This window comes from Salmonella sp. SAL00670, assembly GCF_046552235.1.
Taxonomy (GTDB): Bacteria; Pseudomonadota; Gammaproteobacteria; order Enterobacterales; family Enterobacteriaceae; genus Salmonella; species Salmonella enterica.
This window is the reverse complement of record NZ_JBGDUO010000006.1, coordinates 71,477-96,968: the sequence shown is the minus strand read 5'-3', so window position 1 is coordinate 96,968 and position 25,492 is coordinate 71,477. Positions and strand designations below refer to the sequence as shown.

Here is a 25,492-nt window from a genome sequence, read left to right as displayed (position 1 = left end):
GGCGCTGATGCTCATCCGGCATTTTGGATCAATGATATCCCATCATCTGCGCGCCAATGACGACCACGCTGGACATAATAAACAGTAGTCCCAGCAGCGACGCCCCCACTTTCAGCCAGTTGCGAAAATCGACCCGGCACACGCCCAGCGTGGCCATCAGCGAGGCCGATGTCGGATAGATGATATGGCTGAAGCCATCGCCAAACTGGAAGGCCAGAACAGTCACCTGACGGTTAACGCCGACCAGATCGCCGAGCGGCGCCAGTAATGGCATGGTTAACGCCGCCTGACCCGAACCGGACGTGACAAAGAAATTAAATACCGCCTGGAAGAGCAGCATAAACCAGGCGGCGATAGCATTATTAAGCCCGCTGATGCCATGCGCGATACTGTTAAGCAGCGTATTGAGCACGCTGGGTTCCCCGGCTTCGCCGTTGCCGACCAGCAGCAGAATGCCTTTGGCAAAACCCACCAGCAAGGCGGGTGCGATCATCATCCTCGCCCCTTCGGTGAATGAGGACGCCATCACGTTGACCGTCATACCGTTGAGGCGGAAGATAACGCCGATGAGGCCGATCACCACGCCCATGGTGAAAAACTGGCTGGCGATCTCCGGAATAAACCAGGCGTGGACAATCACGCCCCAGACGACCCAAATCATTACGCCGGTCAGGACCAGCAGTACCAGCCAGTCACCGAAGGTGAAAGGGCGCTGGACGACTTCATCCTGCTGTTCGCGGAAATAGCGATCGGATTCGTGGACGCGGGAAAGCAGAGGATTCTTTTTCACGCGTGAGGCGTAGACCAGTGTAAAAACCAGCCCAATCAGCGTGGCGACAATCCAGACCACAATACGCAGCCCGGAGCCGGAAAGTACCGGCACGCCGGCAATCCCCTGGGCGACGACTACGCAGAAAGGGTTCATCCACGAACTGGCAAAGCCAATTTGGGTGGCGATATAGGTCACCAGGACGGTGGTAATGCTGTCATAGCCCAGCCTGACCATCAGCGGGGCTATGATAATTGCAAAGGCGACCGCCTCTTCGCCCATGCCAAATACGGCGCCCCCTAACGAAAAGAGGACAAATAGCACCGGAATAAACAGGACTTCGTTGCCCCGCGTGTGGCGAATAAGCGCGAGAATGCCGTTATCCACGGTGCCGGTACGCATCACGATGCCGAATGCGCCGCCAATCACCAACATAAACATAATGATGCCGACGGCAGTGCCGAATTTCGATCCGGATGTTAACCCTTCAAACGGAAAATTCATCAGCCCTGGTCTTTCATCGCCGGTAGTGAAAAATTGTACGCGATGATACTGCGCTTCCCCGGCCTCATTGGTCACAATGCGAAAAGAGTGCGGGTCGACGACTTTGCGGGTTTTTGTCTGACCATCGACCTGATACTGCACTTCCTGGCTATCAAACATCCCAACGGGTACGACCCAGGTGGCGATACTGGTTAAAATGGCGACAAAAAAGATGATGACCAGCGTATCGGGCATTGCCCATTTTCTGGCTGTTTTTGATTCTGTAACGACAGACATGACAGACTATCCCTGTTGCAAAGCAAAGAGGCTAAGTATGAGAAGAAGGGAATAGTTATTCATTGATGCAGCGCAGTTAAGCAAAAAATTCCGCTTTGCAGGGTAAATAGCAGAATGCCGGATGGCGATGCTAACGCGTCTTGTCCGGCCTACAACGGTATCTCACCTGTAGGCCGGACAAGGCGTTCACGCCGCCATCCGGCATTAGCTTTTACTGTTACTGCTGCTGTTGAGAAGCCTGGATTGCCGTCAGGGCGATGGTATAGACGATATCGTCAACCAGCGCGCCACGGGACAGGTCGTTCACCGGCTTGCGCATACCCTGCAGCATCGGCCCGATGGAGATCAGGTCGGCAGAACGCTGTACCGCTTTGTAGGTGGTGTTACCGGTGTTCAGATCCGGGAAAATGAACACGGTAGCGCGACCCGCAACCGGTGAGTTCGGCGCTTTGGATTTCGCTACGTCAGCCATGACCGCGGCGTCGTACTGCAACGGACCGTCGATCATCAGGTCAGGACGTTTTTCCTGCGCCAGACGCGTCGCTTCACGTACTTTCTCTACGTCGCTGCCCGCGCCAGAGGTGCCGGTGGAGTAGGAGAGCATTGCCACACGCGGTTCGATGCCGAAGGCAATGGCGGAATCCGCAGACTGAATCGCGATTTCTGCCAGCTGCTCTGCAGTCGGGTCTGGGTTGATTGCGCAGTCGCCGTAAACGTAAACCTGCTCCGGCAGTAGCATAAAGAACACAGAAGAGACCAGGGAGCTACCCGGCGCCGTTTTAATAAGCTGCAGCGGCGGACGGATGGTGTTGGCGGTGGTATGAACCGCGCCGGAAACCAGGCCGTCGACTTCGTCTTGCTCCAGCATCAGCGTGCCGAGCACCACGTTGTCTTCCAGCTGTTCGCGGGCAACCGGTTCGGTCATGCCTTTGCTCTTACGCAGCTCAACCAGGCGAGCGACATAGCTTTCACGCACCACTTCCGGATCGACGATTTCAATACCTGCGCCCAGCTCAACGCCCTGAGATGCCGCGACGCGGTTGATTTCATCCGGGTTGCCCAGCAGTACGCAAGTGGCGATGCCGCGTTCAGCGCAGATTGCCGCCGCTTTGACGGTACGCGGTTCGTCGCCTTCCGGCAGCACCACGCGTTTACCGGCTTTACGCGCCAGCTCGGTCAGTTGGTAGCGGAACGCCGGCGGAGAGAGACGACGGCTACGCTCGGAAGTGGCGGTCAGCGACTCGATCCACTCAGCGTTAACGTAGTTCGCGACGTATTCCTGAACTTTCTCGATGCGCTCATGGTCATCAACCGGGACTTCCAGATTGAAGCTTTGCAGGCTCAGCGAAGTCTGCCAGGTGTTGGTGTTCACCATAAAGACCGGCAGACCGGTGGCGAATGCGCGTTCGCACAGTTTAGAAATGCGCGCGTCCATTTCATAGCCGCCGGTCAGCAGCAGGGCGCCGATTTCTACGCCGTTCATCGCGGCCAGGCAAGCTGCGACCAGTACGTCCGGACGGTCAGCGGAGGTCACTAACAACGAGCCTGCGCGGAAATGTTCCAGCATATGCGGAATACTGCGCGCGCAGAACGTGACGGATTTAACGCGGCGGGTTTTGATATCGCCTTCGTTAATGATGGTGGCGTTCAGGTGACGCGCCATATCGATAGCGCGGGTCGCAATCAGGTCGAAGCTCCACGGCACCGCGCCCAGAACCGGCAGCGGGCTGGATTCCTGCAGTTTAGCAGGATCGATTTTGATCACCTGCGCTTTGGAAGAGTCGTCAAAGATCTCCGACAGATCCGGGCGAGTACGGCCTTGTTCATCAACCGGCGCATTCAGTTTGTTGATGATAACGCCGGTGATGTTGGTGTTTTTCGCGCCGCCGAAGCTGCTGCGCGTCAGTTCGATACGCTCGTTTAACTGTTCTGGCGTGTCGGTACCCTGAGACATGACAAAAACGATTTCCGCATTCAGCGTTTTCGCGATTTCATAGTTCAGAGACTGAGCGAACTGATGTTTACGGGTCGGAACCAGACCTTCAACCAGCACCACTTCCGCGTCTTTGGTATTCGCATGGTAGTTCGCGATGATCTCTTCCATCAGCACGTCTTTCTGGTTGCTGGAGAGCAGAGATTCAACGTGGCTCATCTTCAGCGGTTCAGCCGCCGGCAGGGTAGAGTTCGCGCGAACGATAGTGGTGGTCTGGTCAGGCGCATCGCCGCCAGCGCGAGGCTGGGCGATAGGCTTAAAGACGCTCAGACGAACGCCTTTGCGTTCCATAGCACGGATGACGCCGAGGCTGACGCTGGTCAGGCCGACGCTGGTTCCGGTAGGGATCAGCATAATAATACGGGACACGGTTTATCCTCTTTCGTTACCGTCTTTTGGGGACGGGTTACAAAACAGCACCGCCAGCGAGGCTGGCGGTGTGAAATCAGGCAGTCAGACGGCTCGCGTCCTGCGCGATAACCAGTTCTTCGTTGGTTGGGATCACCACCGCCGGACGGGTACCTTCTTTGTTGATGAAACCAGATTTGCCGAAGCGGGCCGCCAGGTTACGTTCGTGGTCGACTTCAAAGCCCAGTACGCCCAGTTTACCCAGAGACAGTTCGCGAACCATCGCGGCGTTTTCACCGATACCGCCGGTGAACACGACTGCATCCAGACGACCGTCCATCAGAGCGGTGTAAGAACCGATGTACTTCGCCAGGCGGTGGCAGTAAACGTCCATCGCACGTTTTGCGTCTTCTTTGGTGGCGTAGTTGTCTTCAACATAACGGCAGTCGCTGGTCACTTCAGTCAGACCCAGCAGACCGGACTCTTTGGTCAGCATTTTGTTGATCTGATCCACGCTCATGCCCAGAGTGTCGTGCAGGTGGAAGATAATCGCAGGGTCGATATCGCCGGAACGGGTACCCATGACCAGGCCTTCCAGCGGGGTCAGACCCATAGAGGTATCCACGCATTTACCGTTACGGATAGCGGAAACAGAACCGCCGTTGCCCAGGTGGCAGGTGATAATGTTCAGTTCTTCTACCGGCTTGTTCAGCATTTTTGCCGCTTCCTGAGTTACATAGAAGTGGCTGGTGCCGTGTGCGCCATAGCGACGAACGCCGTGTTCTTTATACAGGCTGTACGGCAGGGCATACAGGTAAGATTCTTCCGGCATGGTCTGATGGAAGGCGGTGTCGAATACTGCAACGTTTTTATCTTTCAGCTGCGGGAAAGATTTCAGCGCTTCGGCGATACCAATCAGGTGAGCCGGGTTATGCAGCGGTGCGAAAGAGGCGGAATCTTTGATGCCCTGAATGACGGACTCATCAATGACTACGGAGCTGGTATACTTCTCGCCGCCGTGTACGATACGGTGACCAATTGCAGTTAACTGCGCAGACAGTTCTGGTTTTTGTGCCAGAATAGTGTTAACGATAAAGTTCAGCGCTTCACTGTGAGCGGCGCCTGCACCTAAAGCCGCTTCTTGTTTACTGCCGTCCATTTTCCATTTGATGCGTGCTTCTGGCAGATGGAAACATTCGGCTAAACCAGAAAGGTATTCATCACCATTAACTGCATCAATAATTGCAAATTTCAGTGAAGAACTACCGCAGTTCAGAACCAGTACTAACTTACTCGACATGGAAGTACCTATTTATGATACGTGGCTAAAAAAACGTCAGTGAGCCATAGAGCGTAGCGCATGATAGCCCTGACATTTATGATTAACATCATGCGCAGGAGTTTTTTTGGGCATGATGGAAGAAATACCTTTGAGTCTATGCCATTTTGCGTATTTTTCAGCCAATGGCATACTATGTGTAATATTGACGACTCAATGATTTTAAACTACCGGCCTTTGACAGGCCGACACAGGATACCTGATAGTGGGTATCGAAGACAAAATGTTTTGAACGTTGTCCCTCGCAGTTGTTGTTTTGCACAAATTTTTTAAATTTTATATGTGAAGTTGAGGTAGGCCATGTCGACACCGGATAATCGCTCCGTAAATTTTTTTAGCTTATTTCGCCGGGGGCAGCACTACGCGAAGACGTGGCCGATGGAAAAGCGGCTGGCGCCCGTTTTCGTCGAAAACCGCGTCATTCGTATGACGCGCTATGCCATACGATTTATGCCGCCTGTCGCCGTCTTTACGTTATGCTGGCAGATAGCGCTGGGCGGTCAGTTAGGCCCGGCCGTGGCGACCGCTCTGTTCGCCCTGAGCTTGCCCATGCAGGGATTATGGTGGTTAGGGAAACGTTCCGTGACGCCATTGCCGCCTTCAATCCTCAACTGGTTTTACGAAGTTCGCGGTAAATTGCAGGAGGCTGGACAAGCGCTGGCGCCGGTAGAAGGAAAGCCGGATTACCAGGCATTAGCTGACACGCTTAAGCGCGCCTTCAAACAACTGGATAAAACTTTCCTGGATGATTTGTAATTGACCCCGGATTACGCATATAAAAGAAGGCATACCAATGCCTTCTTTTTTTCATCGCCATAGCGTGATACAGGAGTTCAAAATGGAAATGACCAACGCGCAACGTCTGATTTTGTCTAACCAGTACAAAATGATGACGATGCTCGATCCCACCAACGCCGAGCGTTACCGTCGCTTACAAACAATTATTGAACGCGGCTACGGCCTGCAGATGCGCGAGCTGGATCGCGAGTTTGGCGAGCTGACGGAAGAGACCTGTCGTACCATCATCGATATTATGGAGATGTACCATGCGCTGCACGTCTCCTGGACCAACCTCAAAGATACGCAAGCTATCGACGAACGTCGCGTCACCTTCCTGGGGTTTGACGCCGCGACGGAAGCGCGCTACCTCGGCTATGTCCGTTTTATGGTGAATATAGAAGGACGCTACACTCACTTTGACGCCGGGACACACGGCTTTAATGCCCAGACGCCGATGTGGGAAAAATACCAGCGGATGTTGAATGTCTGGCATGCCTGCCCGCGTCAGTACCACCTGAGCGCGAATGAAATCAATCAAATCATTAATGCCTGAGGAGGCTCGCGTGCAGTGTAAAGGTTTTCTGTTTGATCTGGATGGAACGTTGGTTGACTCATTACCTGCCGTCGAACGCGCGTGGTGTAGCTGGGCCGATCGTTTTAACCTTGCTCATGATGAGGTGCTGGGCTTTATTCATGGCAAACAGGCGATCACCTCGTTGCGGCATTTTATGGCGGGTAAATCGGAGGCGGAAATTGCCGCTGAGTTTACGCGCCTGGAGCAAATAGAAGCCACTGAAACCGCAGGGATCACCGCGTTGCCGGGGGCAGTCGATTTACTCAATCACCTGAATAAAGCGGGCATTCCGTGGGCTATCGTCACCTCCGGTTCAATGCCGGTCGCGCGTGCGCGCCATCAGGTCGCGGGCCTTCCAGCGCCAGAGGTGTTTGTCACCGCCGAACGAGTCAAACGCGGCAAACCGGAGCCGGATGCGTATTTGCTGGGCGCACAACTGCTTGGCCTGGCCCCTCAGGAGTGCGTCGTAGTAGAAGATGCCCCGGCTGGCGTGCTGTCCGGACTGGCTGCGGGCTGCCACGTCATTGCGGTCAATGCGCCGGCCGACACGCCGCGTCTGGCGGATGTTGATTTTGCGTTGGATAGTCTGACGCAATTATCGGTCGCTAAACAACCAAACGGCGATGTGGTGGTGTTAAGAAAGACCTGATCATGATATCGCCCCGCTTTGGCGGGGCATATTTATGGCAGAATCGCGTTATCTTCTCATCTGACAAGGATATGTTGTGAACGGTGAATTGATTTGGGTTCTCTCTTTACTGGCGATTGCCGTCGTGTTGTTTGCGACGGGCAAAGTACGTATGGATGCGGTGGCTTTATTCGTCATTGTTGCTTTTGTCCTTAGCGGTACCTTGACCCTTCCGGAAGCCTTCTCCGGCTTTAGCGATCCGAATGTCATTCTTATCGCCGCCTTATTTATTATTGGCGACGGCCTCGTGCGCACCGGCGTTGCGACGGTGGTCGGTACCTGGCTGGTTAAAATGGCGGGCAGCAGTGAAATCAAAATGCTGGTTTTACTGATGATCACCGTCGCCGGACTTGGCGCTTTCATGAGTTCAACCGGCGTGGTGGCGATTTTTATCCCCGTTGTTCTTAGCGTTTCTATGCATATGCAGACCTCGCCTTCGCGCCTGATGATGCCGCTGAGTTTTGCCGGGCTTATCAGCGGAATGATGACGCTGGTGGCGACGCCGCCGAACCTGGTGGTTAACAGTGAACTGCTGCGTGAAGGCCTGCACGGGTTCAACTTTTTTAGCGTGACGCCGCTGGGGATAGTGGTGTTGGCGCTCGGCATTGTTTATATGCTGGTGATGCGCTTCATGCTAAAAGGCGATGCGCCCGGACAACAGGCCGGTAAGCGTCGCACTTTCCGCGATCTTATCCGCGAGTACCGTCTGACGGGGCGCGCTCGGCGTCTGGCGATTCGCCCCGGTTCGCCGATGGTGGGACAGCGGCTGGACGACCTTAAACTGCGCGAACGTTACGGCGCCAATGTCATCGGCGTTGAACGCTGGCGGCGCTTTCGGCGGGTTATCGTCAATGTGAACGGCGTATCGGAGTTTCGCGCTCGCGACGTTCTGCTGATTGATATGTCGGCGGCGGAGGTTGACCTCAGAGAGTTCTGCGCCGAGCAACTGCTGGAACCGATGGTATTGCGTGGAGAATATTTTTCCGATCAGGCGTTGGATGTTGGCATGGCGGAAATTTCGCTTATTCCGGAGTCTGAACTGATAGGCAAGTCGGTGCGTGAAATCGCCTTCCGTACACGTTACGGGCTGAATGTGGTCGGCCTGAAACGCGACGGCGTCGCGCTGGAAGGATCGCTGGCCGATGAACCGTTATTGATGGGCGATATCATTCTGGTTGTGGGGAACTGGAAGTTAATCAGCCTGCTGGGGCAAAAAGGCCGCGACTTTGTGGTGCTGAATATGCCGGTCGAGGTCAGCGAAGCCTCTCCTGCGCACAGCCAGGCGCCGCACGCCATTTTCTGCCTGGTACTGATGGTGGCGCTGATGTTGACCGATGAAATTCCCAACCCGATCGCGGCGATTATCGCCTGCCTGCTGATGGGGAAATTTCGCTGTATTGATGCTGAAAGCGCGTATAAAGCGATCCACTGGCCGAGTATTATCTTGATTGTGGGTATGATGCCGTTTGCGCTGGCGTTGCAAAAAACCGGCGGCGTCTCTCTGGTCGTGCAAGGATTAATGGATATCGGCGGCGGCTATGGGCCGTATATGATGCTGGGATGCCTGTTCGTGCTGTGCGCCGTCATAGGACTGTTCATTTCTAACACGGCAACGGCGGTGCTGATGGCGCCGATTGCGCTGGCGGCGGCGAAATCGATGGGGGTGTCGCCCTATCCGTTTGCGATGGCGGTGGCGATGGCGGCATCCGCCGCCTTTATGACGCCGGTTTCATCGCCGGTGAATACTCTGGTTCTGGGGCCGGGAAACTATAGCTTTAGCGATTTTGTGAAGCTTGGCGTGCCGTTCACGCTTATTGTGATGGCGGTTTGTATTGTGATGATTCCGATGTTGTTTCCGTTTTAACCCCAGACAGGAAAAGGCCTGATGGCGCTACGCTTATCAGGCCTACGGGTATCACGCTACGTCCAGGCCGGATAAGACGTTGACGTCGCCATCCGGCACAACCGTTTAAAGCGGTGAATCCTGGCTTATCTCGTCAAGAGAGAGATGGAAACTTGGTACGAACACCGCCATAAAATAGTCCATCTCCTGGCTGCGACGTAATTCCAGCGTTTTTTCCAGCCGCGTTTTTGCCAGTCCAAACTCATTGTTTCCTGCTGAGAGCTCCTCCAGGCATTTCAGGTAGGCGCAAAGCGCATCGGCCTGTTTTACGATTGCCTGTTCTTCTTCGCTCCAGGCATTCTCATCAATAAGTGGTGCGAAAATATCGCGTAATTCATCCGGTGCCATATCAACCAGCTTTTGCTGGGCGATTTTTTCGATCGCTTTATATTCCTGGGCTATCTGGGAATTAAAATATTTTACCGGCGTTGGCAGATCGCCGGTCAGTACTTCCGAGGCATCATGATACATCGCCAGAAGCGCGATGCGTTCAGCATTGAGCTGGCCGCCAAATTTACGGTTTTTTATCGCCGCCAACGCGTGGGCGACCATCGCCACCTGCAGACTATGTTCGGAGACGTTTTCCGTACGCACGTTACGCATCAGCGGCCAGCGGTTAATCAACTTCATGCGGGAGAGATGGGCGAAAAAATGGCTCTGCTTCATAGATTACCTTTTGTTTTCACTGCGGCAGACTTCATTGTGCGGGGAGGGTGATGAAGATGCAATTCAGGCTACCGAAGTAGCCTGAATTTAAGATTATTGATGGTAACCTGAGAGGAAACGCCCAAAACGGTTGATGGCCATCTCCAGGTCATCTTCACGCGGTAGCGTCACAATGCGGAAGTGATCCGGCCACGGCCAGTTAAAGGCGGTACCTTGCACCAGCAGCACCTTTTCCTGTAGCAGGAAGTCCAGCACCATCTTCTGGTCGTCGTGAATATTAAAACGTTTAGCGTCGATCCTGGGGAACATGTACAACGCGCCGCGCGGTTTTACGCAGGAAACGCCGGGAATATCGTTAATCAACTCCCAGGCTCGGTTACGCTGTTCATACAGTCGACCGCCCGGCAGAATAAATTCGCTAATGCTTTGATAGCCGCCGAGCGCGGTCTGAATAGCATGTTGCGCCGGGACGTTGGCGCACAGGCGCATTGAGGCTAACATCTCCAGCCCTTCAATATAGCCCTTCGCATGTTTTTTCGGCCCGTTCAGCACCATCCAGCCCTGGCGGAAGCCGGCGACGCGATAGGTTTTAGACAACCCATTAAAGGTGATGGTCAGCAGATCAGGTGCCAGTGCGGCGATAGAGTGATGCTCGGCATCGTCATAGAGAATCTTGTCATAAATTTCATCGGCGAAGATGATGAGATTATGCTCGCGCGCAATGTTGACAATTTCCATCAACAATTCTTTAGAATAGACGGCGCCAGTAGGGTTGTTTGGATTAATAATGACAATACCACGCGTACGTGGGGTGATTTTGGCGCGGATATCGTCAAGGTCCGGGAACCAGTCGGAAGATTCATCGCAAAGATAATGTACCGCCTTGCCGCTGGAGAGCGATACCGCCGCTGTCCATAACGGATAATCGGGCGCGGGAACCAGCATTTCATCGCCACTGTTAAGCAACGCCTGCATCGCCTGAACGATCAGCTCGGAAACGCCGTTACCGATATAGATATCTTCCACGGTTACATCGCGCATTCCACGGGCCTGATAATGCTGCATAATCGCTTTACGGGCAGAATAAAGCCCTTTCGAGTCGCAATATCCTTGCGCCGTCGGCAAATTACGAATGACATCGACCAGAATTTCGTCCGGCGCTTCGAATCCGAAGGGGGCGGGGTTGCCGATATTCAGTTTAAGAACTTTATTACCTTCTTCCTCAAGGCGTTTCGCTTCTTTCAGAACGGGGCCACGAATGTCATAACAGACATTTTCGAGTTTGCTGGATTTTTCAATGGGGGACATGAATCTTGACCTTTTAGCTGTTATTGCCACTCCCTGCCGTGGAAGTCAGCACGAAACAATGTACTCCCACGACGGTGAGTTTTGAAGAGTGAACAGAAGAAGATTTTGTTTATTTTTAACGCGCTTTCGTGCTGTTTAAAACTTCATAAAATCATTTGGTTAGATGCATTTTCTATTTTTGTTTGTATGTATAGTGTTTTATTCTATGTGATTGCGCGTAATGTGGTTTTTTATGTTGTCAGAAATTATCTGTTTTATGAGAGATAAGCATTCATCATTAGTGTCGCGCTGGCTATTTCGGAAATACTGAGTATTAAAGGTAAAATGAGAAGGTTAGACCTTTCCGGCGGCGGGGGGTGTGAAACTATTGTTAAGTATAATTAATGAATGGTAGAAATCTTAATTAATTATTATTTAATATTTAAAAAGCATTTACTAAAGTCGTAATAATATCTTTCTGGTCCGATTAGTATAACATATCCAAGGTTAAGATTATTCGTAATAATACTTATAAATATAGCGGTTTTAGGTTAAGATAATGATCCGAAACGGGGGCGTAGTCTGCGTTGTCTGCTAATTTTCATGACGCGATTTTATACATAACCTATTGTTCAATATATTGTTTTTGTATCTGTGCGTCTCGGTAAACTATTTGACGCTGTTACAAGATTTACACGTCCATCATTAGCAGAAATCTGTAGACGCCTAAAGGTATGACACATTCTCTTTGATATATCCCGATCAGTTGCATTTGGTATTATATCAGTAAGTAAGAGAAGTGTTTTGGTCGTATTTTCAATTACATTCTAACATTTACCTGGGTAACCAGGCGGTACTGCGAAGGATGCACATTACAAATGGAATTGCTTGTTTCTGAATGCACAGCATTAACCAGGTCAGCCCGATATGACCCGCCAGTAAGTGAAAAATTATGATAAATGCAAATCGTCCGATAATTAACCTCGATCTCGATCTGCTGAGAACGTTCGTGGCCGTTGCCGATCTGAACACCTTCGCCGCGGCGGCGGCGGCGGTATGTCGTACTCAGTCTGCGGTCAGTCAGCAAATGCAGCGTCTTGAGCAACTCGTGGGAAAGGAATTGTTCGCCCGCCATGGCCGTAACAAACTTTTGACCGAACACGGTATCCAGCTTCTGGGGTACGCCAGAAAAATCCTGCGTTTTAATGATGAGGCGTGTTCATCATTAATGTTCAGTAATCTTCAGGGAGTGTTAACAATCGGCGCTTCTGATGAATCAGCTGATACTATCCTGCCTTTTTTGCTTAGCCGAATCAGCTCGGTTTATCCGAAACTCGCGCTTGATGTACGGGTAAAACGCAACGCCTATATGGTGGACATGGTTAAATCGCAGGAAGTAGATTTGGTGGTGACGACTAACCAACCTCATTCGCTGGACTGTCTGAATTTGCGGACCTCGCCCACCCATTGGTATTGTGCGGCTGAGTATGTTTTGCAAAGGGGAGAGCCCGTACCACTAGTCCTGCTGGACGATCCCAGTCCATTCCGCGATATGGTGCTGGAGACGCTAAATGCAGCGGGTATTCCCTGGCGGCTGGCCTATGTGGCGTCTACATTACCGGCGGTACGCGCGGCCGTTAAAGCCGGTCTTGGCGTAACGGCTCGACCTGTCGAAATGATGAGTCCCGACCTTCGCGTGCTGGGCGCCGCAGACGGATTACCGCCTTTGCCGGATACGGAATATCTGTTGTGCCGCGATCCCAATAGCCAGAACGAGCTGGCGATGGTGATTTTCCATGCGATGGAAAGCTATCAAAACCCATGGCATTACAACCAGTTTTCTGCAGAGGGTGGAGATGATCCGCTGATGGTGGAAGGGGGTTTTGAGTAGCTCGCAGGCAAAAGGCGCTAAGTCGTAAATGTAAAAAAGAGCCGCTGGCGATGAAAAAACGCTCAGTGGCTCTTTTTTTGTGCCCATCTGTACGCGCTTAACCGCACAAATTGTAAAAGTTGCGGTAAATCAGCCAGTAGCGATTCGCAGTTCAATGTGGGTAAAAAATAACCAGAACGTCCATTTTATGAATTTGCATGTTAAAAAACTAGAGAAATTGTTGCTGTTTTAGGGGGTGAATTAACAAAAGCGTGTCACAGATCAAGAAAATACTCCCATTTAGGGGGAGGCATCTTCACAAATTCCTGTCAAAATAGGTGTGTGTTATTTCTTTTGCTTCACAACGGACACGATTCAACAACATAAAATCCCCCCTGGCCGAAGAGTCATTTTCTCCAGGATGGCACTTAATGTTAATGGTGATGAATTGATGTAAATTAATGTGAAGGAACTTTTGTTAAAGTTGACAAAAGGTTATAGAAAGGAGTAAAAAACCACATCAATTAGCTGTTTTTATCATTTTCTACAGTAATTGTAGGGTTTTTTTTATTCCTCCCCATGAATCGATGTGGCGTCCATCTGCCGTAAAGAGCAGAGAAACTGGCGCTACTTTTGATGAGTAAGCAATGAGTATGTCAACATCCACTGAAGTCATCGCTCATCACTGGGCATTCGCTATCTTTCTTATCGTTGCCATTGGCCTGTGCTGCCTGATGCTGGTAGGCGGTTGGTTTTTGGGCGGTCGCGCACGCGCGAGGCACAAGAACGTTCCGTTTGAATCAGGTATCGACTCGGTCGGCACCGCCCGCTTACGCCTGTCTGCCAAGTTTTACCTGGTAGCCATGTTCTTCGTTATCTTCGACGTTGAAGCGCTGTATCTGTTCGCATGGTCGACTTCTATCCGCGAAAGCGGCTGGGTTGGCTTTGTGGAAGCTGCAATTTTTATTTTTGTGTTACTGGCTGGTCTGGTTTATCTGGCGCGTATTGGCGCGTTGGACTGGACGCCCGCGCGTTCACGCCGCGAGCGTATGAACCCGGAAACGAACAGTATCGCTAATCGTCAACGCTAACCGCGAGGCATTAAGATGGATTATACGCTCACCCGCATAGATCCTAACGGTGAGAATGACCGTTACCCCCTGCAAAAACAGGAGATCGTAACCGACCCCCTGGAGCAGGAAGTTAACAAAAACGTGTTCATGGGCAAACTGCATGACATGGTTAACTGGGGCCGTAAAAACTCAATTTGGCCCTACAACTTCGGCCTTTCTTGCTGCTATGTAGAGATGGTGACCTCTTTTACCGCAGTGCATGACGTTGCCCGTTTCGGCGCGGAAGTGCTGCGTGCGTCGCCACGTCAGGCTGACCTGATGGTGGTGGCCGGTACCTGCTTTACCAAAATGGCCCCGGTTATTCAGCGTCTGTATGACCAAATGCTGGAGCCAAAATGGGTCATTTCTATGGGCGCCTGCGCCAACTCCGGCGGTATGTACGATATTTATTCGGTAGTGCAGGGCGTTGATAAGTTCATCCCGGTGGATGTGTATATCCCTGGCTGTCCGCCGCGTCCGGAAGCGTATATGCAGGCGTTGATGCTGCTGCAAGAATCGATTGGCAAAGAGCGCCGTCCGCTCTCATGGGTGGTGGGCGATCAGGGCGTGTATCGCGCCAATATGCAGCCAGAACGCGAACGTAAACGCGGCGAGCGTATTGCCGTCACGAACCTGCGTACCCCGGACGAGATTTAATTTGCGCCTGTCGGCAGCAGCACTTCACTTCGCTAACCACTATTTTAATAGCGCGAAGCACTGCCGACCACCACGGACCATTTGCAATGGTGAACAATATGACCGACTTAACCGCGCAAGACGCTGCATGGAGTACCCGCGATCATCTTGATGATCCGGTTATCGGCGAACTGCGCAACCGTTTTGGGCCGGATGCCTTTACCGTTCAGGCGACCCGCACCGGTATCCCCGTTGTTTGGGTCAAGCGTGAACAACTACTGGAGGTTGGCGATTTCTTAAAGAAACTGCCGAAACCTTACGTCATGCTGTTTGACTTACACGGCATGGATGAACGCCTGCGTACGCACCGTGACGGGTTACCCGCCGCGGATTTTTCCGTTTTCTACCACCTGATTTCCATTGAGCGTAATCGCGATATCATGCTCAAGGTGGCGTTGTCTGAAAACGACCTGCGCGTGCCGACCTTCACTAAACTTTTCCCTAACGCCAACTGGTACGAGCGTGAGACCTGGGAGATGTTTGGTATTGATATCGAAGGCCACCCGCACCTGACGCGCATCATGATGCCGCAAACCTGGGAAGGCCATCCGCTGCGTAAAGATTATCCGGCGCGCGCGACCGAATTCGACCCGTTTGAGCTGACCAAAGCCAAGCAGGATCTGGAAATGGAAGCGCTGACCTTTAAGCCGGAAGACTGGGGGATGAAGCGCGGGACTGACAACGAGGACTTTATGTTCCTCAACCTCGGCCCGAACCACCCGTCTGCGCACGGTGCGTTTCGTATTATCCTGCAACTTGACGGTGAAGAAATCGTCGACTGCGTGCCGGATATCGGCTATCACCACCGCGGCGCCGAAAAAATGGGCGAGCGCCAGTCCTGGCATAGCTACATTCCCTATACCGACCGTATCGAATACCTCGGTGGTTGCGTCAATGAAATGCCGTACGTGCTGGCGGTAGAAAAGTTGGCAGGGATCACCGTCCCGGATCGTGTGAACGTCATCCGCGTGATGCTCTCCGAACTGTTCCGCATTAACAGTCATCTGCTGTACATCTCGACCTTTATTCAGGACGTCGGCGCGATGACGCCGGTCTTCTTTGCCTTTACCGACCGGCAGAAAATTTATGACCTGGTGGAAGCCATTACCGGTTTCCGTATGCACCCGGCCTGGTTCCGTATCGGCGGCGTCGCGCACGACTTGCCGCGCGGTTGGGATCGCCTGCTGCGAGAGTTCCTTGAGTGGATGCCGAAGCGTCTGGATTCTTACGAGAAAGCCGCGCTGCGTAACACTATTCTGAAAGGGCGTTCGCAGGGCGTTGCCGCTTACGGCGCGAAAGAGGCGCTGGAGTGGGGCACCACCGGCGCAGGGCTGCGCGCGACCGGGATCGACTTCGACGTACGTAAATGGCGTCCATACTCTGGCTACGAAAACTTTGACTTTGAAGTGCCGGTGGGCGGCGGCGTTTCCGACTGCTATACCCGCGTGATGCTGAAAGTGGAAGAGCTGCGCCAGAGTCTGCGCATTCTTCAGCAGTGCCTCGATAACATGCCGGAAGGGCCGTTCAAAGCGGATCACCCGCTGACCACGCCGCCGCCGAAAGAGCGCACGCTGCAACATATCGAAACCCTGATCACCCACTTCCTGCAGGTCTCCTGGGGCCCGGTGATGCCGGCGCAGGAGTCCTTCCAGATGGTGGAAGCGACGAAGGGGATTAACAGTTACTACCTGACCAGCGACGGCAGCACTATGAGCTACCGTACCCGCGTGCGCACGCCGAGCTTTGCGCACCTGCAGCAGATTCCCTCGGCGATCCGCGGTAGCCTGGTCTCCGACCTGATTGTCTATCTGGGTAGTATCGATTTTGTTATGTCAGATGTGGACCGCTAATTATGCACGAGAATCAACAACCACAAACCGAGGCTTTTGAGCTGAGTGCGGCAGAGCGTGAAGCGATAGAGCACGAGAAGCACCACTACGAAGACCCGCGTGCGGCGTCCATTGAAGCGCTGAAAATCGTTCAGAAGCAGCGTGGCTGGGTGCCGGACGGCGCGATCTACGCTATTGCCGATGTGTTGGGTATTCCGGCGAGCGACGTCGAAGGCGTCGCCACATTCTACAGCCAGATCTTCCGTCAGCCGGTCGGTCGCCACGTGATTCGCTACTGCGACAGCGTGGTGTGCCATATCACCGGCTATCAGGGGATTCAGGCCGCGCTGGAAAAAAATCTCAACATCAAACCGGGGCAGACGACCTTTGATGGTCGCTTTACGCTGCTGCCGACCTGCTGCCTGGGGAATTGCGATAAAGGGCCGAACATGATGATTGATGAGGATACTCACAGCCATCTGACCCCGGAAGCCATTCCTGAACTACTGGAGCGGTATAAATGAAAAACGTTATCCGTACTCCCGAAACCCATCCGCTGACCTGGCGTCTGCGCGATGACAAACAGCCGGTCTGGCTGGATGAATATCGTAGCAAAAACGGCTACGAAGGCGCGCGTAAGGCGCTGACCGGCCTGTCTCCGGATGAAATCGTCAGCCAGGTAAAAGACGCCGGTCTGAAAGGGCGCGGCGGCGCGGGCTTTTCCACCGGTCTGAAGTGGAGCCTGATGCCGAAAGATGAATCCATGAACATCCGTTACCTGCTGTGTAACGCCGATGAAATGGAACCGGGCACCTATAAAGACCGTCTGCTGATGGAACAACTGCCGCACCTGCTGGTGGAAGGCATGCTGATCTCCGCGTTCGCGCTGAAAGCGTATCGTGGTTACATCTTCCTGCGCGGCGAATATATCGAAGCGGCTGTACATCTGCGCCGTGCGATTGCTGAAGCAACCGAGGCCGGGCTGCTTGGCAAAAATATCATGGGCACCGGGTTCGACTTTGAACTGTTTGTCCACACCGGGGCAGGGCGTTACATCTGTGGTGAAGAAACGGCGCTGATTAACTCCCTCGAAGGCCGCCGCGCGAACCCGCGCTCCAAGCCGCCCTTCCCGGCGACCTCCGGCGTATGGGGCAAGCCGACCTGTGTGAATAACGTCGAAACGTTGTGTAACGTCCCGGCAATCCTCGCCAACGGCGTGGAGTGGTACCAGAACATCTCGAAAAGCAAAGATGCGGGTACCAAGCTGATGGGCTTCTCGGGCCGCGTGAAGAATCCGGGCCTGTGGGAATTACCGTTCGGCACCACCGCGCGCGAGATCCTTGAAGACTACGCGGGCGGTATGCGCGATGGCCTGAAATTCAAAGCCTGGCAACCGGGCGGGGCGGGAACCGACTTCCTGACCGAGGCGCATCTTGACCTGCCGATGGAGTTCGAAAGTATCGGTAAAGCAGGCAGCCGTTTGGGCACTGCGCTGGCGATGGCGGTAGACCACGAAATCGGCATGGTATCGCTGGTGCGTAACCTGGAAGAGTTCTTTGCCCGCGAATCCTGCGGCTGGTGTACGCCATGCCGCGACGGGCTGCCGTGGAGCGTGAAAATTCTGCGCGCGCTGGAGCGTGGCGAAGGCCAGCCGGGGGATATCGAGACACTTGAGCAACTGTGTCGTTTCCTCGGACCGGGTAAAACCTTCTGCGCGCATGCGCCGGGCGCGGTTGAGCCACTGCAAAGCGCAATTAAGTATTTCCGCGAAGAATTCGAAGCTGGCATCAAGCAGCCGTTCAGCAATACCCATTTAATCAATGGTATTCAGCCGAACCTGCTCAAAGAGCGCTGGTGAGTTAACGATTTTTAATTTGGAAGCATGCTAATGGCTACGATTCATGTAGACGGCAAAGAATACGAGGTCAACGGCGCGGACAACCTGCTACAGGCATGTCTGTCCCTCGGCCTTGATATTCCGTATTTTTGCTGGCACCCGGCGCTGGGAAGCGTCGGTGCTTGCCGCCAGTGTGCGGTGAAGCAATACCAAAACGCGGAAGATACGCGTGGTCGCCTGGTGATGTCCTGTATGACGCCAGCCACCGACGGTACCTTTATCTCTATTGACGACGAAGAAGCGAAACAGTTCCGTGAAAGCGTGGTGGAGTGGCTGATGACTAACCACCCGCACGACTGTCCGGTCTGTGAAGAGGGCGGTAACTGCCATCTTCAGGATATGACCGTGATGACGGGGCATAGTTTCCGCCGCTACCGTTTCACCAAACGTACCCACCGCAACCAGGATCTGGGGCCGTTCATCTCGCACGAAATGAACCGCTGCATCGCCTGCTACCGTTGTGTGCGTTACTACAAAGATTATGCCGACGGCACCGATCTGGGCGTCTATGGCGCGCATGACAACGTCTACTTCGGGCGTCCGGAAGACGGTACGCTGGAAAGCGAATTCTCCGGTAACCTGGTCGAGATTTGCCCGACCGGCGTCTTCACCGATAAAACGCACTCCGAGCGTTACAACCGTAAATGGGACATGCAGTTTGCGCCGAGCATCTGCCAGCAGTGTTCCATCGGCTGTAACATCAGCCCGGGCGAGCGCTATGGCGAATTACGCCGTATCGAAAACCGTTACAACGGTACCGTTAACCACTACTTCCTCTGCGACCGCGGTCGTTTCGGCTATGGCTATGTGAACCTGAAAGACCGTCCGCGTCAGCCGGTTCAGCGCCGCGGCGATGACTTTATTACTCTCAACGCCGAGCAGGCGATGCAGGGCGCGGCGGATATTCTGCGCCAGTCGAAGAAAGTGATCGGTATCGGTTCGCCACGCGCCAGCATTGAGAGCAACTTTGCGCTGCGTGAGCTGGTTGGTGCGGAAAACTTCTACACAGGTATCGCGCGCGGCGAGCAGGAACGTCTGCAACTGGCGCTGAAAGTGCTGCGTGAAGGCGGCATTTACACCCCGGCGCTGCGGGAGATCGAATCTTATGACGCGGTACTGGTATTGGGCGAAGACGTTACCCAGACCGGCGCGCGCGTTGCGCTGGCGGTACGCCAGGCGGTGAAAGGTAAAGCGCGTGAAATGGCGGCGGCGCAGAAAGTGGCCGACTGGCAGATTGCGGCCATCCTTAACATCGGCCAGCGTGCCAAACATCCGCTGTTCGTGACCAACGTGGATGACACCCGTCTGGATGATATCGCCGCCTGGACCTATCGCGCGCCGGTGGAAGATCAGGCGCGCCTGGGCTTTGCGATTGCCCATGCGCTGGACAATACGGCGCCTGCGGTTGACGGTATCGACAGCGACTTACAAAACAAAATTGATGTCATTGTGCAGGCGTTGGCCGGCGCGAAAAAACCGCTGATTATCTCCGGCACTAACGCCGGTAGCAGTGAGGTGATTCAGGCGGCCGCCAACGTGGCGAAAGCGCTGAAAGGCCGTGGCGCCGACGTCGGTATTACTATGATTGCCCGCTCCGTGAACAGCATGGGGCTGGGTATGATGGGCGGCGGTTCGCTTGATGATGCGTTGGGCGAGCTGGAAACCGGCAGCGCGGACGCCGTGGTGGTGCTGGAAAACGATCTCCACCGTCATGCAAGCGCTACGCGCGTGAACGCTGCGCTCGCCAAAGCGCCGCTGGTGATGGTGGTTGACCATCAGCGCACGGCGATTATGGAAAACGCGCATCTGGTGCTTTCCGCGGCAAGCTTCGCCGAAAGCGATGGTACGGTCATCAACAACGAAGGCCGCGCGCAGCGCTTCTTCCAGGTTTATGATCCGGCCTACTACGATAACAAGACGATTATGCTGGAAAGCTGGCGCTGGCTGCATTCGCTGCACAGCACCGTCGAAAACCGCGAAGTGGACTGGACTCAGCTTGACCACGTGATCGACGCGGTCATTGCCGCCATGCCGCAATTTGCCGGCATTAAAGACGCCGCGCCGGATGCGACCTTCCGCATTCGTGGGCAGAAGCTGGCGCGCGAACCGCATCGTTACAGCGGTCGTACGGCGATGCGCGCCAATATCAGCGTGCATGAACCACGTCAGCCGCAGGATAAAGACACCATGTTCGCCTTCTCGATGGAAGGGAATAACCAACCGACTGCCCCGCGATCTGAAATTCCGTTCGCCTGGGCGCCGGGCTGGAACTCCCCGCAGGCGTGGAACAAATTCCAGGATGAAGTGGGCGGCAAACTGCGTCACGGCGATCCGGGCGTGCGTTTGATTGAAGCGACTGAGGGCGGTCTGGATTATTTCACTACCGTGCCGGCAAGCTTCCAGGCGCAGGACGGTCAGTGGCGTATTGCGCCGTATTACCACCTGTTTGGCAGCGACGAATTGTCTCAGCGTTCTCCGGTCTTCCAGAGCCGTATGCCGCAGCCGTATATCAAACTTAACCCGGCGGATGCCGCGAAGTTGGGCGTCAATGCCGGGACGCGCGTCTCCTTTAGCTACGATGGCAATACGGTGACGCTGTCGGTTGAAATCTCTGAAGGGTTAGCGGCAGGGCAGGTAGGGCTGCCGATGGGTATGCCTGGCATCGCGCCGGTTCTGGCTGGCGCGCGTCTTGAGGATCTGCGGGAGGCGCAACAATGAGTTGGATTACACCGGATCTGATTGAGATCCTGCTGAGCATTCTCAAAGCGGTGGTGATTCTGCTGGTGGTCGTCACCTGCGGGGCCTTCATGAGCTTTGGCGAACGTCGTCTGCTGGGTCTGTTCCAGAACCGTTATGGACCAAACCGCGTTGGCTGGGGCGGCTCGCTCCAGCTGGTCGCGGATATGATCAAGATGTTCTTTAAAGAAGACTGGATCCCGAAATTCTCGGATCGCGTCATCTTTACCCTGGCGCCGATGATCGCGTTTACTTCGCTGCTGCTCTCCTTCGCCATTGTGCCGGTTAGCCCTAATTGGGTGGTGGCCGATTTAAACATCGGGATTTTGTTCTTCCTGATGATGGCCGGTCTGGCGGTTTACGCGGTGCTGTTCGCCGGTTGGTCGAGCAACAACAAATACTCGCTGCTGGGCGCGATGCGCGCGTCTGCCCAGACGGTGAGCTATGAAGTGTTTCTTGGTCTTTCCCTGATGGGCGTGGTGGCGCAGGCCGGTTCATTTAATATGACCGATATCGTCAATAACCAGGCGCATCTGTGGAACGTGATTCCGCAATTCTTTGGGTTTGTTACTTTCGCCATCGCGGGCGTAGCGGTCTGTCACCGTCACCCGTTTGACCAGCCGGAAGCCGAGCAGGAACTGGCGGACGGTTACCACATCGAATATTCCGGGATGAAATTCGGTCTGTTCTTCGTGGGGGAGTACATCGGTATCGTCACCGTTTCCGCGCTGATGGTAACGCTGTTCTTCGGTGGCTGGCATGGCCCGTTCTTACCGCCATTCGTCTGGTTCGCGCTGAAAACCGCGTTCTTCATGATGATGTTCATTTTGATTCGTGCGTCGTTACCGCGTCCGCGTTATGACCAGGTAATGTCCTTCGGCTGGAAAGTTTGCCTGCCGCTGACGCTCATCAACTTGCTGGTAACGGCGGCTGTCATTCTGTGGCAGGCGCAATAAGGGACACAAAGACCATGACCTTAAAAGAATTATTAGTAGGTTTCGGCACTCAGGTACGCAGTATCTGGATGATCGGCCTGCATGCGTTCGCCAAACGCGAAACGCGGATGTATCCGGAAGAGCCGGTCTATTTACCGCCCCGTTACCGTGGCCGTATCGTGCTCACGCGCGACCCGGACGGCGAAGAGCGCTGCGTTGCCTGTAACCTGTGTGCGGTAGCCTGTCCGGTAGGCTGTATCTCTCTGCAAAAAGCGGAGACCAAAGATGGCCGCTGGTATCCGGAATTTTTCCGCATTAACTTCTCACGCTGCATCTTCTGCGGCCTGTGCGAAGAAGCGTGCCCGACCACGGCGATTCAGTTGACCCCGGACTTCGAACTGGGCGAATACAAACGTCAGGATCTGGTGTACGAAAAAGAGGATCTGCTGATTTCCGGTCCGGGCAAATACCCGGAATATAACTTCTACCGGATGGCGGGTATGGCAATCGACGGCAAAGATAAAGGCGAAGCAGAGAACGAAGCCAAGCCTATCGACGTCAAGAGCCTGTTACCGTAAGGAGAGGGCAATGGAATTCGCTTTTTATATCTGTGGCCTGATAGCCATCCTCGCGACCCTGCGAGTGATCACCCATACCAATCCGGTACACGCGCTGTTGTATCTGGTGATATCGCTACTGGCGATTTCCGGGGTGTTCTTTTCGCTGGGCGCTTATTTTGCCGGTGCGCTGGAAATTATCGTCTACGCAGGCGCCATCATGGTGCTGTTTGTGTTCGTGGTGATGATGCTCAACCTCGGCGGCAGCGAAATCGAACAGGAACGCCAGTGGCTGAAGCCGCAGGTGTGGATTGGTCCGGCGGTTTTGTCGGCCATTATGCTGGCGGTCATTGTGTACGCCATTCTGGGCGTTAACGACCAGGGCATCGACGGCACGCCGATTAGCGCGAAAGCGGTGGGCATTACGCTGTTCGGGCCTTATGTTCTGGCGGTCGAACTGGCGTCTATGCTGCTGCTGGCAGGCCTGGTGGTGGCGTTCCACGTCGGTCGTGAAGAGCGTGCGGGCGAAGTGCTAAGCAACCGCGCCGATGACCGCGCGAAAAGAAAAACGGAGGAGCGCGCATGATCCCCTTAACACACGGACTGATCCTCGCTGCGATTTTATTCGTCCTGGGTTTAACCGGTCTGGTTATCCGCCGCAATCTGCTGTTTATGCTGATCGGGCTGGAAATCATGATTAACGCCTCCGCGCTGGCCTTTGTGGTCGCCGGGAGCTACTGGGGCCAGACCGATGGTCAGGTGATGTACATTCTCGCCATCAGCCTTGCGGCTGCGGAAGCGAGTATTGGACTTGCGCTGTTGCTGCAACTCCATCGCCGTCGCCAGAACCTGAACATCGATTCAGTAAGTGAGATGCGTGGATGAACATGCTTGCCTTAACCATTATTCTGCCATTGATTGGCTTTGTACTGCTGGCGTTCTCTCGCGGACGCTGGTCGGAAAATCTCTCCGCGACCATTGGCGTGGGCTCCGTTGGTCTGGCGGCGTTGGTGACAGCGTTTGTCGGGATGGATTTCTTCGCCAACGGCAAACAGGCGTTCAGCCAGCCGCTGTGGACGTGGATGTCGGTCGGTAACTTCAACATCGGTTTTAACCTGGTGCTGGACGGCCTGTCGCTGACCATGCTCTCTGTGGTCACCGGCGTCGGCTTCCTGATCCACATGTTCGCTTCCTGGTACATGCGTGGGGAAGAGGGCTACTCCCGCTTCTTCGCTTATACCAACCTGTTTATCGCCAGCATGGTTGTTCTGGTGCTGTCCGATAACCTGCTGTTGATGTACCTCGGCTGGGAAGGCGTGGGCCTGTGCTCTTATCTGTTGATCGGCTTCTATTACAGCGATCCGAAGAATGGCGCGGCGGCAATGAAAGCCTTCGTGGTGACCCGTGTCGGTGACGTATTCCTCGCCTTCGCGCTGTTCATCCTCTACAACGAACTGGGCACGCTGAACTTCCGCGAAATGGTCGAGCTGGCGCCAGCGCACTTTGCTGACGGCAACAACATGCTGATGTGGGCGACGCTGATGCTGCTGGGCGGCGCGGTCGGTAAATCTGCGCAGCTACCGTTGCAGACCTGGCTTGCCGACGCGATGGCCGGTCCGACGCCGGTCTCCGCGCTGATCCACGCCGCCACCATGGTGACCGCCGGTGTCTACCTGATCGCTCGTACCCATGGTCTGTTCCTGATGACCCCGGAAATTCTGCATCTGGTGGGCATTATCGGGGCGATTACGCTGGTAATGGCAGGTTTCGCCGCGCTGGTGCAGACCGACATCAAACGCGTGCTGGCCTATTCCACCATGAGCCAGATTGGCTACATGTTCCTGGCGCTGGGCGTACAGGCGTGGGATGCGGCGATTTTCCACCTGATGACGCACGCCTTCTTTAAAGCGCTACTGTTCCTGGCCTCCGGCTCGGTAATTCTGGCCTGCCATCACGAACAGAACATCTTTAAGATGGGCGGTCTGCGTAAGTCCATTCCGCTGGTGTATGCCTGCTTCCTGGTGGGCGGCGCGGCGCTGTCGGCGCTGCCGCTGGTCACTGCGGGCTTCTTCAGTAAGGATGAGATCCTGGCCGGGGCGATGGCGAACGGCCATATCAATCTGATGGTGGCAGGTCTGGTCGGCGCGTTCATGACCTCCCTGTACACCTTCCGGATGATTTTCATCGTATTCCACGGTAAAGAACAAATTCATGCTCATGCAGGGAAGGGGATTACCCACCATCTGCCGCTGATTGTCCTGATGATTCTGTCTACCTTTGTTGGCGCGCTGATTGTGCCGCCATTGCAGGGGGTACTGCCGCAGACAACTGAACTGGCGCATGGTCGTGTGTTGACCCTGGAAATTACCTCTGGCGTAGTGGCGATTGCCGGCATCCTGATTGCCGCATGGCTGTGGCTGGGTAAACGCACGCTGGTGACGTCGATCGCCAACAGCGCGCCGGGCCGTCTGCTGGGGACCTGGTGGTATAACGCCTGGGGCTTTGACTGGTTGTACGACAAAGTATTCGTCAAGCCATTCCTCGGTATCGCCTGGCTGCTGAAGCGCGACCCGCTTAATGCGTTGATGAACATTCCGGCTATCCTTTCCCGTTTTGCAGGCAAAGGCCTGGTACTGAGCGAGAACGGTTATTTGCGCTGGTATGTGGCATCCATGAGCATCGGCGCGGTTGTGGTGCTGGCGCTGTTGATGGTACTGCGTTGATCGTAAAGTG

General features: G+C 54.4%; 22 protein-coding genes. 17 read left to right on the top strand and 5 right to left on the bottom strand.

The genetic code is table 11. From position 1 onward, the window contains the following. Nucleotides 1–28: 28 nt before the first annotated feature. From yfcC to ackA, 3 genes are all read right to left on the bottom strand, one after another. Nucleotides 29–1,549, bottom strand: a complete 1,521-nt coding sequence (gene yfcC / locus ACLJRS_RS18535; protein ID WP_000117932.1) for a putative basic amino acid antiporter YfcC — start codon at nucleotides 1,547–1,549, stop codon at nucleotides 29–31. A gap of 217 nt (nucleotides 1,550–1,766) precedes the next feature. Beyond that, nucleotides 1,767–3,911, bottom strand: a complete 2,145-nt coding sequence (pta, locus tag ACLJRS_RS18530; RefSeq protein ID WP_000086692.1) for a phosphate acetyltransferase — start codon at nucleotides 3,909–3,911, stop codon at nucleotides 1,767–1,769. A gap of 76 nt (nucleotides 3,912–3,987) precedes the next feature. After that, the gene (gene ackA, locus ACLJRS_RS18525) at nucleotides 3,988–5,190 is read right to left on the bottom strand and encodes an acetate kinase (protein ID WP_000095689.1); all 1,203 of its coding nucleotides are present in this window, start codon (nucleotides 5,188–5,190) and stop codon (nucleotides 3,988–3,990) included. 339 nt (nucleotides 5,191–5,529) lie between these two features. Between ackA and yfbV the strand changes: the two genes are divergently transcribed. From yfbV to ACLJRS_RS18505, 4 genes are all read left to right on the top strand, one after another. Next, nucleotides 5,530–5,985 (top strand): terminus macrodomain insulation protein YfbV, encoded by a 456-nt coding sequence (gene yfbV, locus ACLJRS_RS18520; RefSeq protein WP_000106617.1) that lies wholly within the window; start codon nucleotides 5,530–5,532, stop codon nucleotides 5,983–5,985. A gap of 82 nt (nucleotides 5,986–6,067) precedes the next feature. Continuing rightward, complete coding sequence (locus tag ACLJRS_RS18515; protein ID WP_000426135.1) at nucleotides 6,068–6,562, top strand: YfbU family protein; 495 nt, start codon at nucleotides 6,068–6,070, stop codon at nucleotides 6,560–6,562. Next, a complete protein-coding gene (locus tag ACLJRS_RS18510; RefSeq protein ID WP_001555201.1) occupies nucleotides 6,555–7,232 on the top strand; it encodes a sugar phosphatase in 678 nt (225 codons plus the stop codon). Before ACLJRS_RS18515 ends, ACLJRS_RS18510 begins: the two co-directional genes overlap by 8 nt. Nucleotides 7,233–7,308: 76 nt before the next feature. Beyond that, the gene (locus tag ACLJRS_RS18505) at nucleotides 7,309–9,135 is read left to right on the top strand and encodes an SLC13 family permease (protein ID WP_001012856.1); all 1,827 of its coding nucleotides are present in this window, start codon (nucleotides 7,309–7,311) and stop codon (nucleotides 9,133–9,135) included. A 105-nt stretch (nucleotides 9,136–9,240) separates the two neighbouring features. Here the strand turns inward: ACLJRS_RS18505 and yfbR are convergent, their stop codons facing one another. Both yfbR and alaA read right to left on the bottom strand, forming a co-directional pair. Beyond that, on the bottom strand, nucleotides 9,241–9,840 hold the full coding sequence (gene yfbR, locus ACLJRS_RS18500) for a 5'-deoxynucleotidase (protein WP_000813882.1): 600 nt from the start codon (nucleotides 9,838–9,840) through the stop codon (nucleotides 9,241–9,243). 93 nt (nucleotides 9,841–9,933) lie between these two features. Then, nucleotides 9,934–11,148, bottom strand: coding sequence for an alanine transaminase AlaA (alaA, locus tag ACLJRS_RS18495; protein WP_000074540.1), 1,215 nt, complete (start codon nucleotides 11,146–11,148; stop codon nucleotides 9,934–9,936). Nucleotides 11,149–12,079: 931 nt separating this feature from the next. Between alaA and lrhA the strand changes: the two genes are divergently transcribed. The 13 genes from lrhA (at nucleotide 12,080) to nuoL (ending at nucleotide 25,482) form a co-directional block, all read left to right on the top strand. Then, the gene (gene lrhA / locus ACLJRS_RS18490; RefSeq protein ID WP_000606288.1) at nucleotides 12,080–13,018 is read left to right on the top strand and encodes a transcriptional regulator LrhA; all 939 of its coding nucleotides are present in this window, start codon (nucleotides 12,080–12,082) and stop codon (nucleotides 13,016–13,018) included. Nucleotides 13,019–13,097: 79 nt separating this feature from the next. After that, entirely contained in the window at nucleotides 13,098–13,250 is a 153-nt protein-coding gene (locus ACLJRS_RS18485; RefSeq protein ID WP_012512845.1) for a hypothetical protein, read from the top strand. Nucleotides 13,251–13,644: 394 nt separating this feature from the next. Further along, nucleotides 13,645–14,088 (top strand): NADH-quinone oxidoreductase subunit NuoA, encoded by a 444-nt coding sequence (gene nuoA, locus ACLJRS_RS18480; protein ID WP_000062993.1) that lies wholly within the window; start codon nucleotides 13,645–13,647, stop codon nucleotides 14,086–14,088. A 15-nt stretch (nucleotides 14,089–14,103) separates the two neighbouring features. Next, nucleotides 14,104–14,766, top strand: coding sequence for an NADH-quinone oxidoreductase subunit NuoB (gene nuoB, locus ACLJRS_RS18475; RefSeq protein ID WP_000386728.1), 663 nt, complete (start codon nucleotides 14,104–14,106; stop codon nucleotides 14,764–14,766). Between the two features lie 86 nt (nucleotides 14,767–14,852). After that, nucleotides 14,853–16,655, top strand: a complete 1,803-nt coding sequence (gene nuoC / locus ACLJRS_RS18470) for an NADH-quinone oxidoreductase subunit C/D (RefSeq protein WP_000247855.1) — start codon at nucleotides 14,853–14,855, stop codon at nucleotides 16,653–16,655. Between the two features lie 2 nt (nucleotides 16,656–16,657). Next, entirely contained in the window at nucleotides 16,658–17,158 is a 501-nt protein-coding gene (gene nuoE / locus ACLJRS_RS18465) for an NADH-quinone oxidoreductase subunit NuoE (protein ID WP_000545038.1), read from the top strand. After that, a complete protein-coding gene (gene nuoF, locus ACLJRS_RS18460; protein ID WP_000800048.1) occupies nucleotides 17,155–18,492 on the top strand; it encodes an NADH-quinone oxidoreductase subunit NuoF in 1,338 nt (445 codons plus the stop codon). The genes nuoE and nuoF overlap by 4 nt, the downstream gene beginning before the upstream one ends. Nucleotides 18,493–18,522: 30 nt before the next feature. After that, nucleotides 18,523–21,249 carry an NADH-quinone oxidoreductase subunit NuoG gene (nuoG, locus tag ACLJRS_RS18455; RefSeq protein WP_001669162.1) on the top strand — a complete coding sequence of 909 codons (2,727 nt, stop codon included), beginning with the start codon at nucleotides 18,523–18,525 and terminating at the stop codon, nucleotides 21,247–21,249. Continuing rightward, entirely contained in the window at nucleotides 21,246–22,223 is a 978-nt protein-coding gene (gene nuoH, locus ACLJRS_RS18450; protein WP_000118515.1) for an NADH-quinone oxidoreductase subunit NuoH, read from the top strand. Before nuoG ends, nuoH begins: the two co-directional genes overlap by 4 nt. Before the next feature lie 14 nt (nucleotides 22,224–22,237). Beyond that, nucleotides 22,238–22,780, top strand: coding sequence for an NADH-quinone oxidoreductase subunit NuoI (gene nuoI / locus ACLJRS_RS18445; RefSeq protein ID WP_000172747.1), 543 nt, complete (start codon nucleotides 22,238–22,240; stop codon nucleotides 22,778–22,780). Nucleotides 22,781–22,790: 10 nt separating this feature from the next. Continuing rightward, a complete protein-coding gene (gene nuoJ, locus ACLJRS_RS18440; protein ID WP_000393522.1) occupies nucleotides 22,791–23,345 on the top strand; it encodes an NADH-quinone oxidoreductase subunit J in 555 nt (184 codons plus the stop codon). Then, nucleotides 23,342–23,644, top strand: a complete 303-nt coding sequence (gene nuoK / locus ACLJRS_RS18435; RefSeq protein ID WP_000612687.1) for an NADH-quinone oxidoreductase subunit NuoK — start codon at nucleotides 23,342–23,344, stop codon at nucleotides 23,642–23,644. Before nuoJ ends, nuoK begins: the two co-directional genes overlap by 4 nt. Next, the gene (gene nuoL, locus ACLJRS_RS18430; protein ID WP_001056577.1) at nucleotides 23,641–25,482 is read left to right on the top strand and encodes an NADH-quinone oxidoreductase subunit L; all 1,842 of its coding nucleotides are present in this window, start codon (nucleotides 23,641–23,643) and stop codon (nucleotides 25,480–25,482) included. The genes nuoK and nuoL overlap by 4 nt, the downstream gene beginning before the upstream one ends. Nucleotides 25,483–25,492 lie beyond the last annotated feature (10 nt).

What these genes read in the sequence shown, in the direction of transcription:
- nuoJ (WP_000393522.1), top strand. Translation starts at nt 22,791, where the DNA reads ATGGAATTCGCTTTTTATATCTGTGGCCTGATAGCCATCCTCGCGACC.
- yfcC (WP_000117932.1), bottom strand. Translation starts at nt 1,549, where the DNA reads ATGTCTGTCGTTACAGAATCAAAAACAGCCAGAAAATGGGCAATGCCC.
- nuoH (WP_000118515.1), top strand. Translation starts at nt 21,246, where the DNA reads ATGAGTTGGATTACACCGGATCTGATTGAGATCCTGCTGAGCATTCTC.
- nuoG (WP_001669162.1), top strand. Translation starts at nt 18,523, where the DNA reads ATGGCTACGATTCATGTAGACGGCAAAGAATACGAGGTCAACGGCGCG.
- nuoE (WP_000545038.1), top strand. Translation starts at nt 16,658, where the DNA reads ATGCACGAGAATCAACAACCACAAACCGAGGCTTTTGAGCTGAGTGCG.
- ACLJRS_RS18510 (WP_001555201.1), top strand. Translation starts at nt 6,555, where the DNA reads ATGCCTGAGGAGGCTCGCGTGCAGTGTAAAGGTTTTCTGTTTGATCTG.
- alaA (WP_000074540.1), bottom strand. Translation starts at nt 11,148, where the DNA reads ATGTCCCCCATTGAAAAATCCAGCAAACTCGAAAATGTCTGTTATGAC.
- nuoC (WP_000247855.1), top strand. Translation starts at nt 14,853, where the DNA reads ATGGTGAACAATATGACCGACTTAACCGCGCAAGACGCTGCATGGAGT.
- nuoF (WP_000800048.1), top strand. Translation starts at nt 17,155, where the DNA reads ATGAAAAACGTTATCCGTACTCCCGAAACCCATCCGCTGACCTGGCGT.
- yfbR (WP_000813882.1), bottom strand. Translation starts at nt 9,840, where the DNA reads ATGAAGCAGAGCCATTTTTTCGCCCATCTCTCCCGCATGAAGTTGATT.
- ackA (WP_000095689.1), bottom strand. Translation starts at nt 5,190, where the DNA reads ATGTCGAGTAAGTTAGTACTGGTTCTGAACTGCGGTAGTTCTTCACTG.
- nuoB (WP_000386728.1), top strand. Translation starts at nt 14,104, where the DNA reads ATGGATTATACGCTCACCCGCATAGATCCTAACGGTGAGAATGACCGT.
- yfbV (WP_000106617.1), top strand. Translation starts at nt 5,530, where the DNA reads ATGTCGACACCGGATAATCGCTCCGTAAATTTTTTTAGCTTATTTCGC.
- nuoI (WP_000172747.1), top strand. Translation starts at nt 22,238, where the DNA reads ATGACCTTAAAAGAATTATTAGTAGGTTTCGGCACTCAGGTACGCAGT.
- nuoL (WP_001056577.1), top strand. Translation starts at nt 23,641, where the DNA reads ATGAACATGCTTGCCTTAACCATTATTCTGCCATTGATTGGCTTTGTA.
- nuoA (WP_000062993.1), top strand. Translation starts at nt 13,645, where the DNA reads ATGAGTATGTCAACATCCACTGAAGTCATCGCTCATCACTGGGCATTC.
- nuoK (WP_000612687.1), top strand. Translation starts at nt 23,342, where the DNA reads ATGATCCCCTTAACACACGGACTGATCCTCGCTGCGATTTTATTCGTC.
- lrhA (WP_000606288.1), top strand. Translation starts at nt 12,080, where the DNA reads ATGATAAATGCAAATCGTCCGATAATTAACCTCGATCTCGATCTGCTG.
- ACLJRS_RS18515 (WP_000426135.1), top strand. Translation starts at nt 6,068, where the DNA reads ATGGAAATGACCAACGCGCAACGTCTGATTTTGTCTAACCAGTACAAA.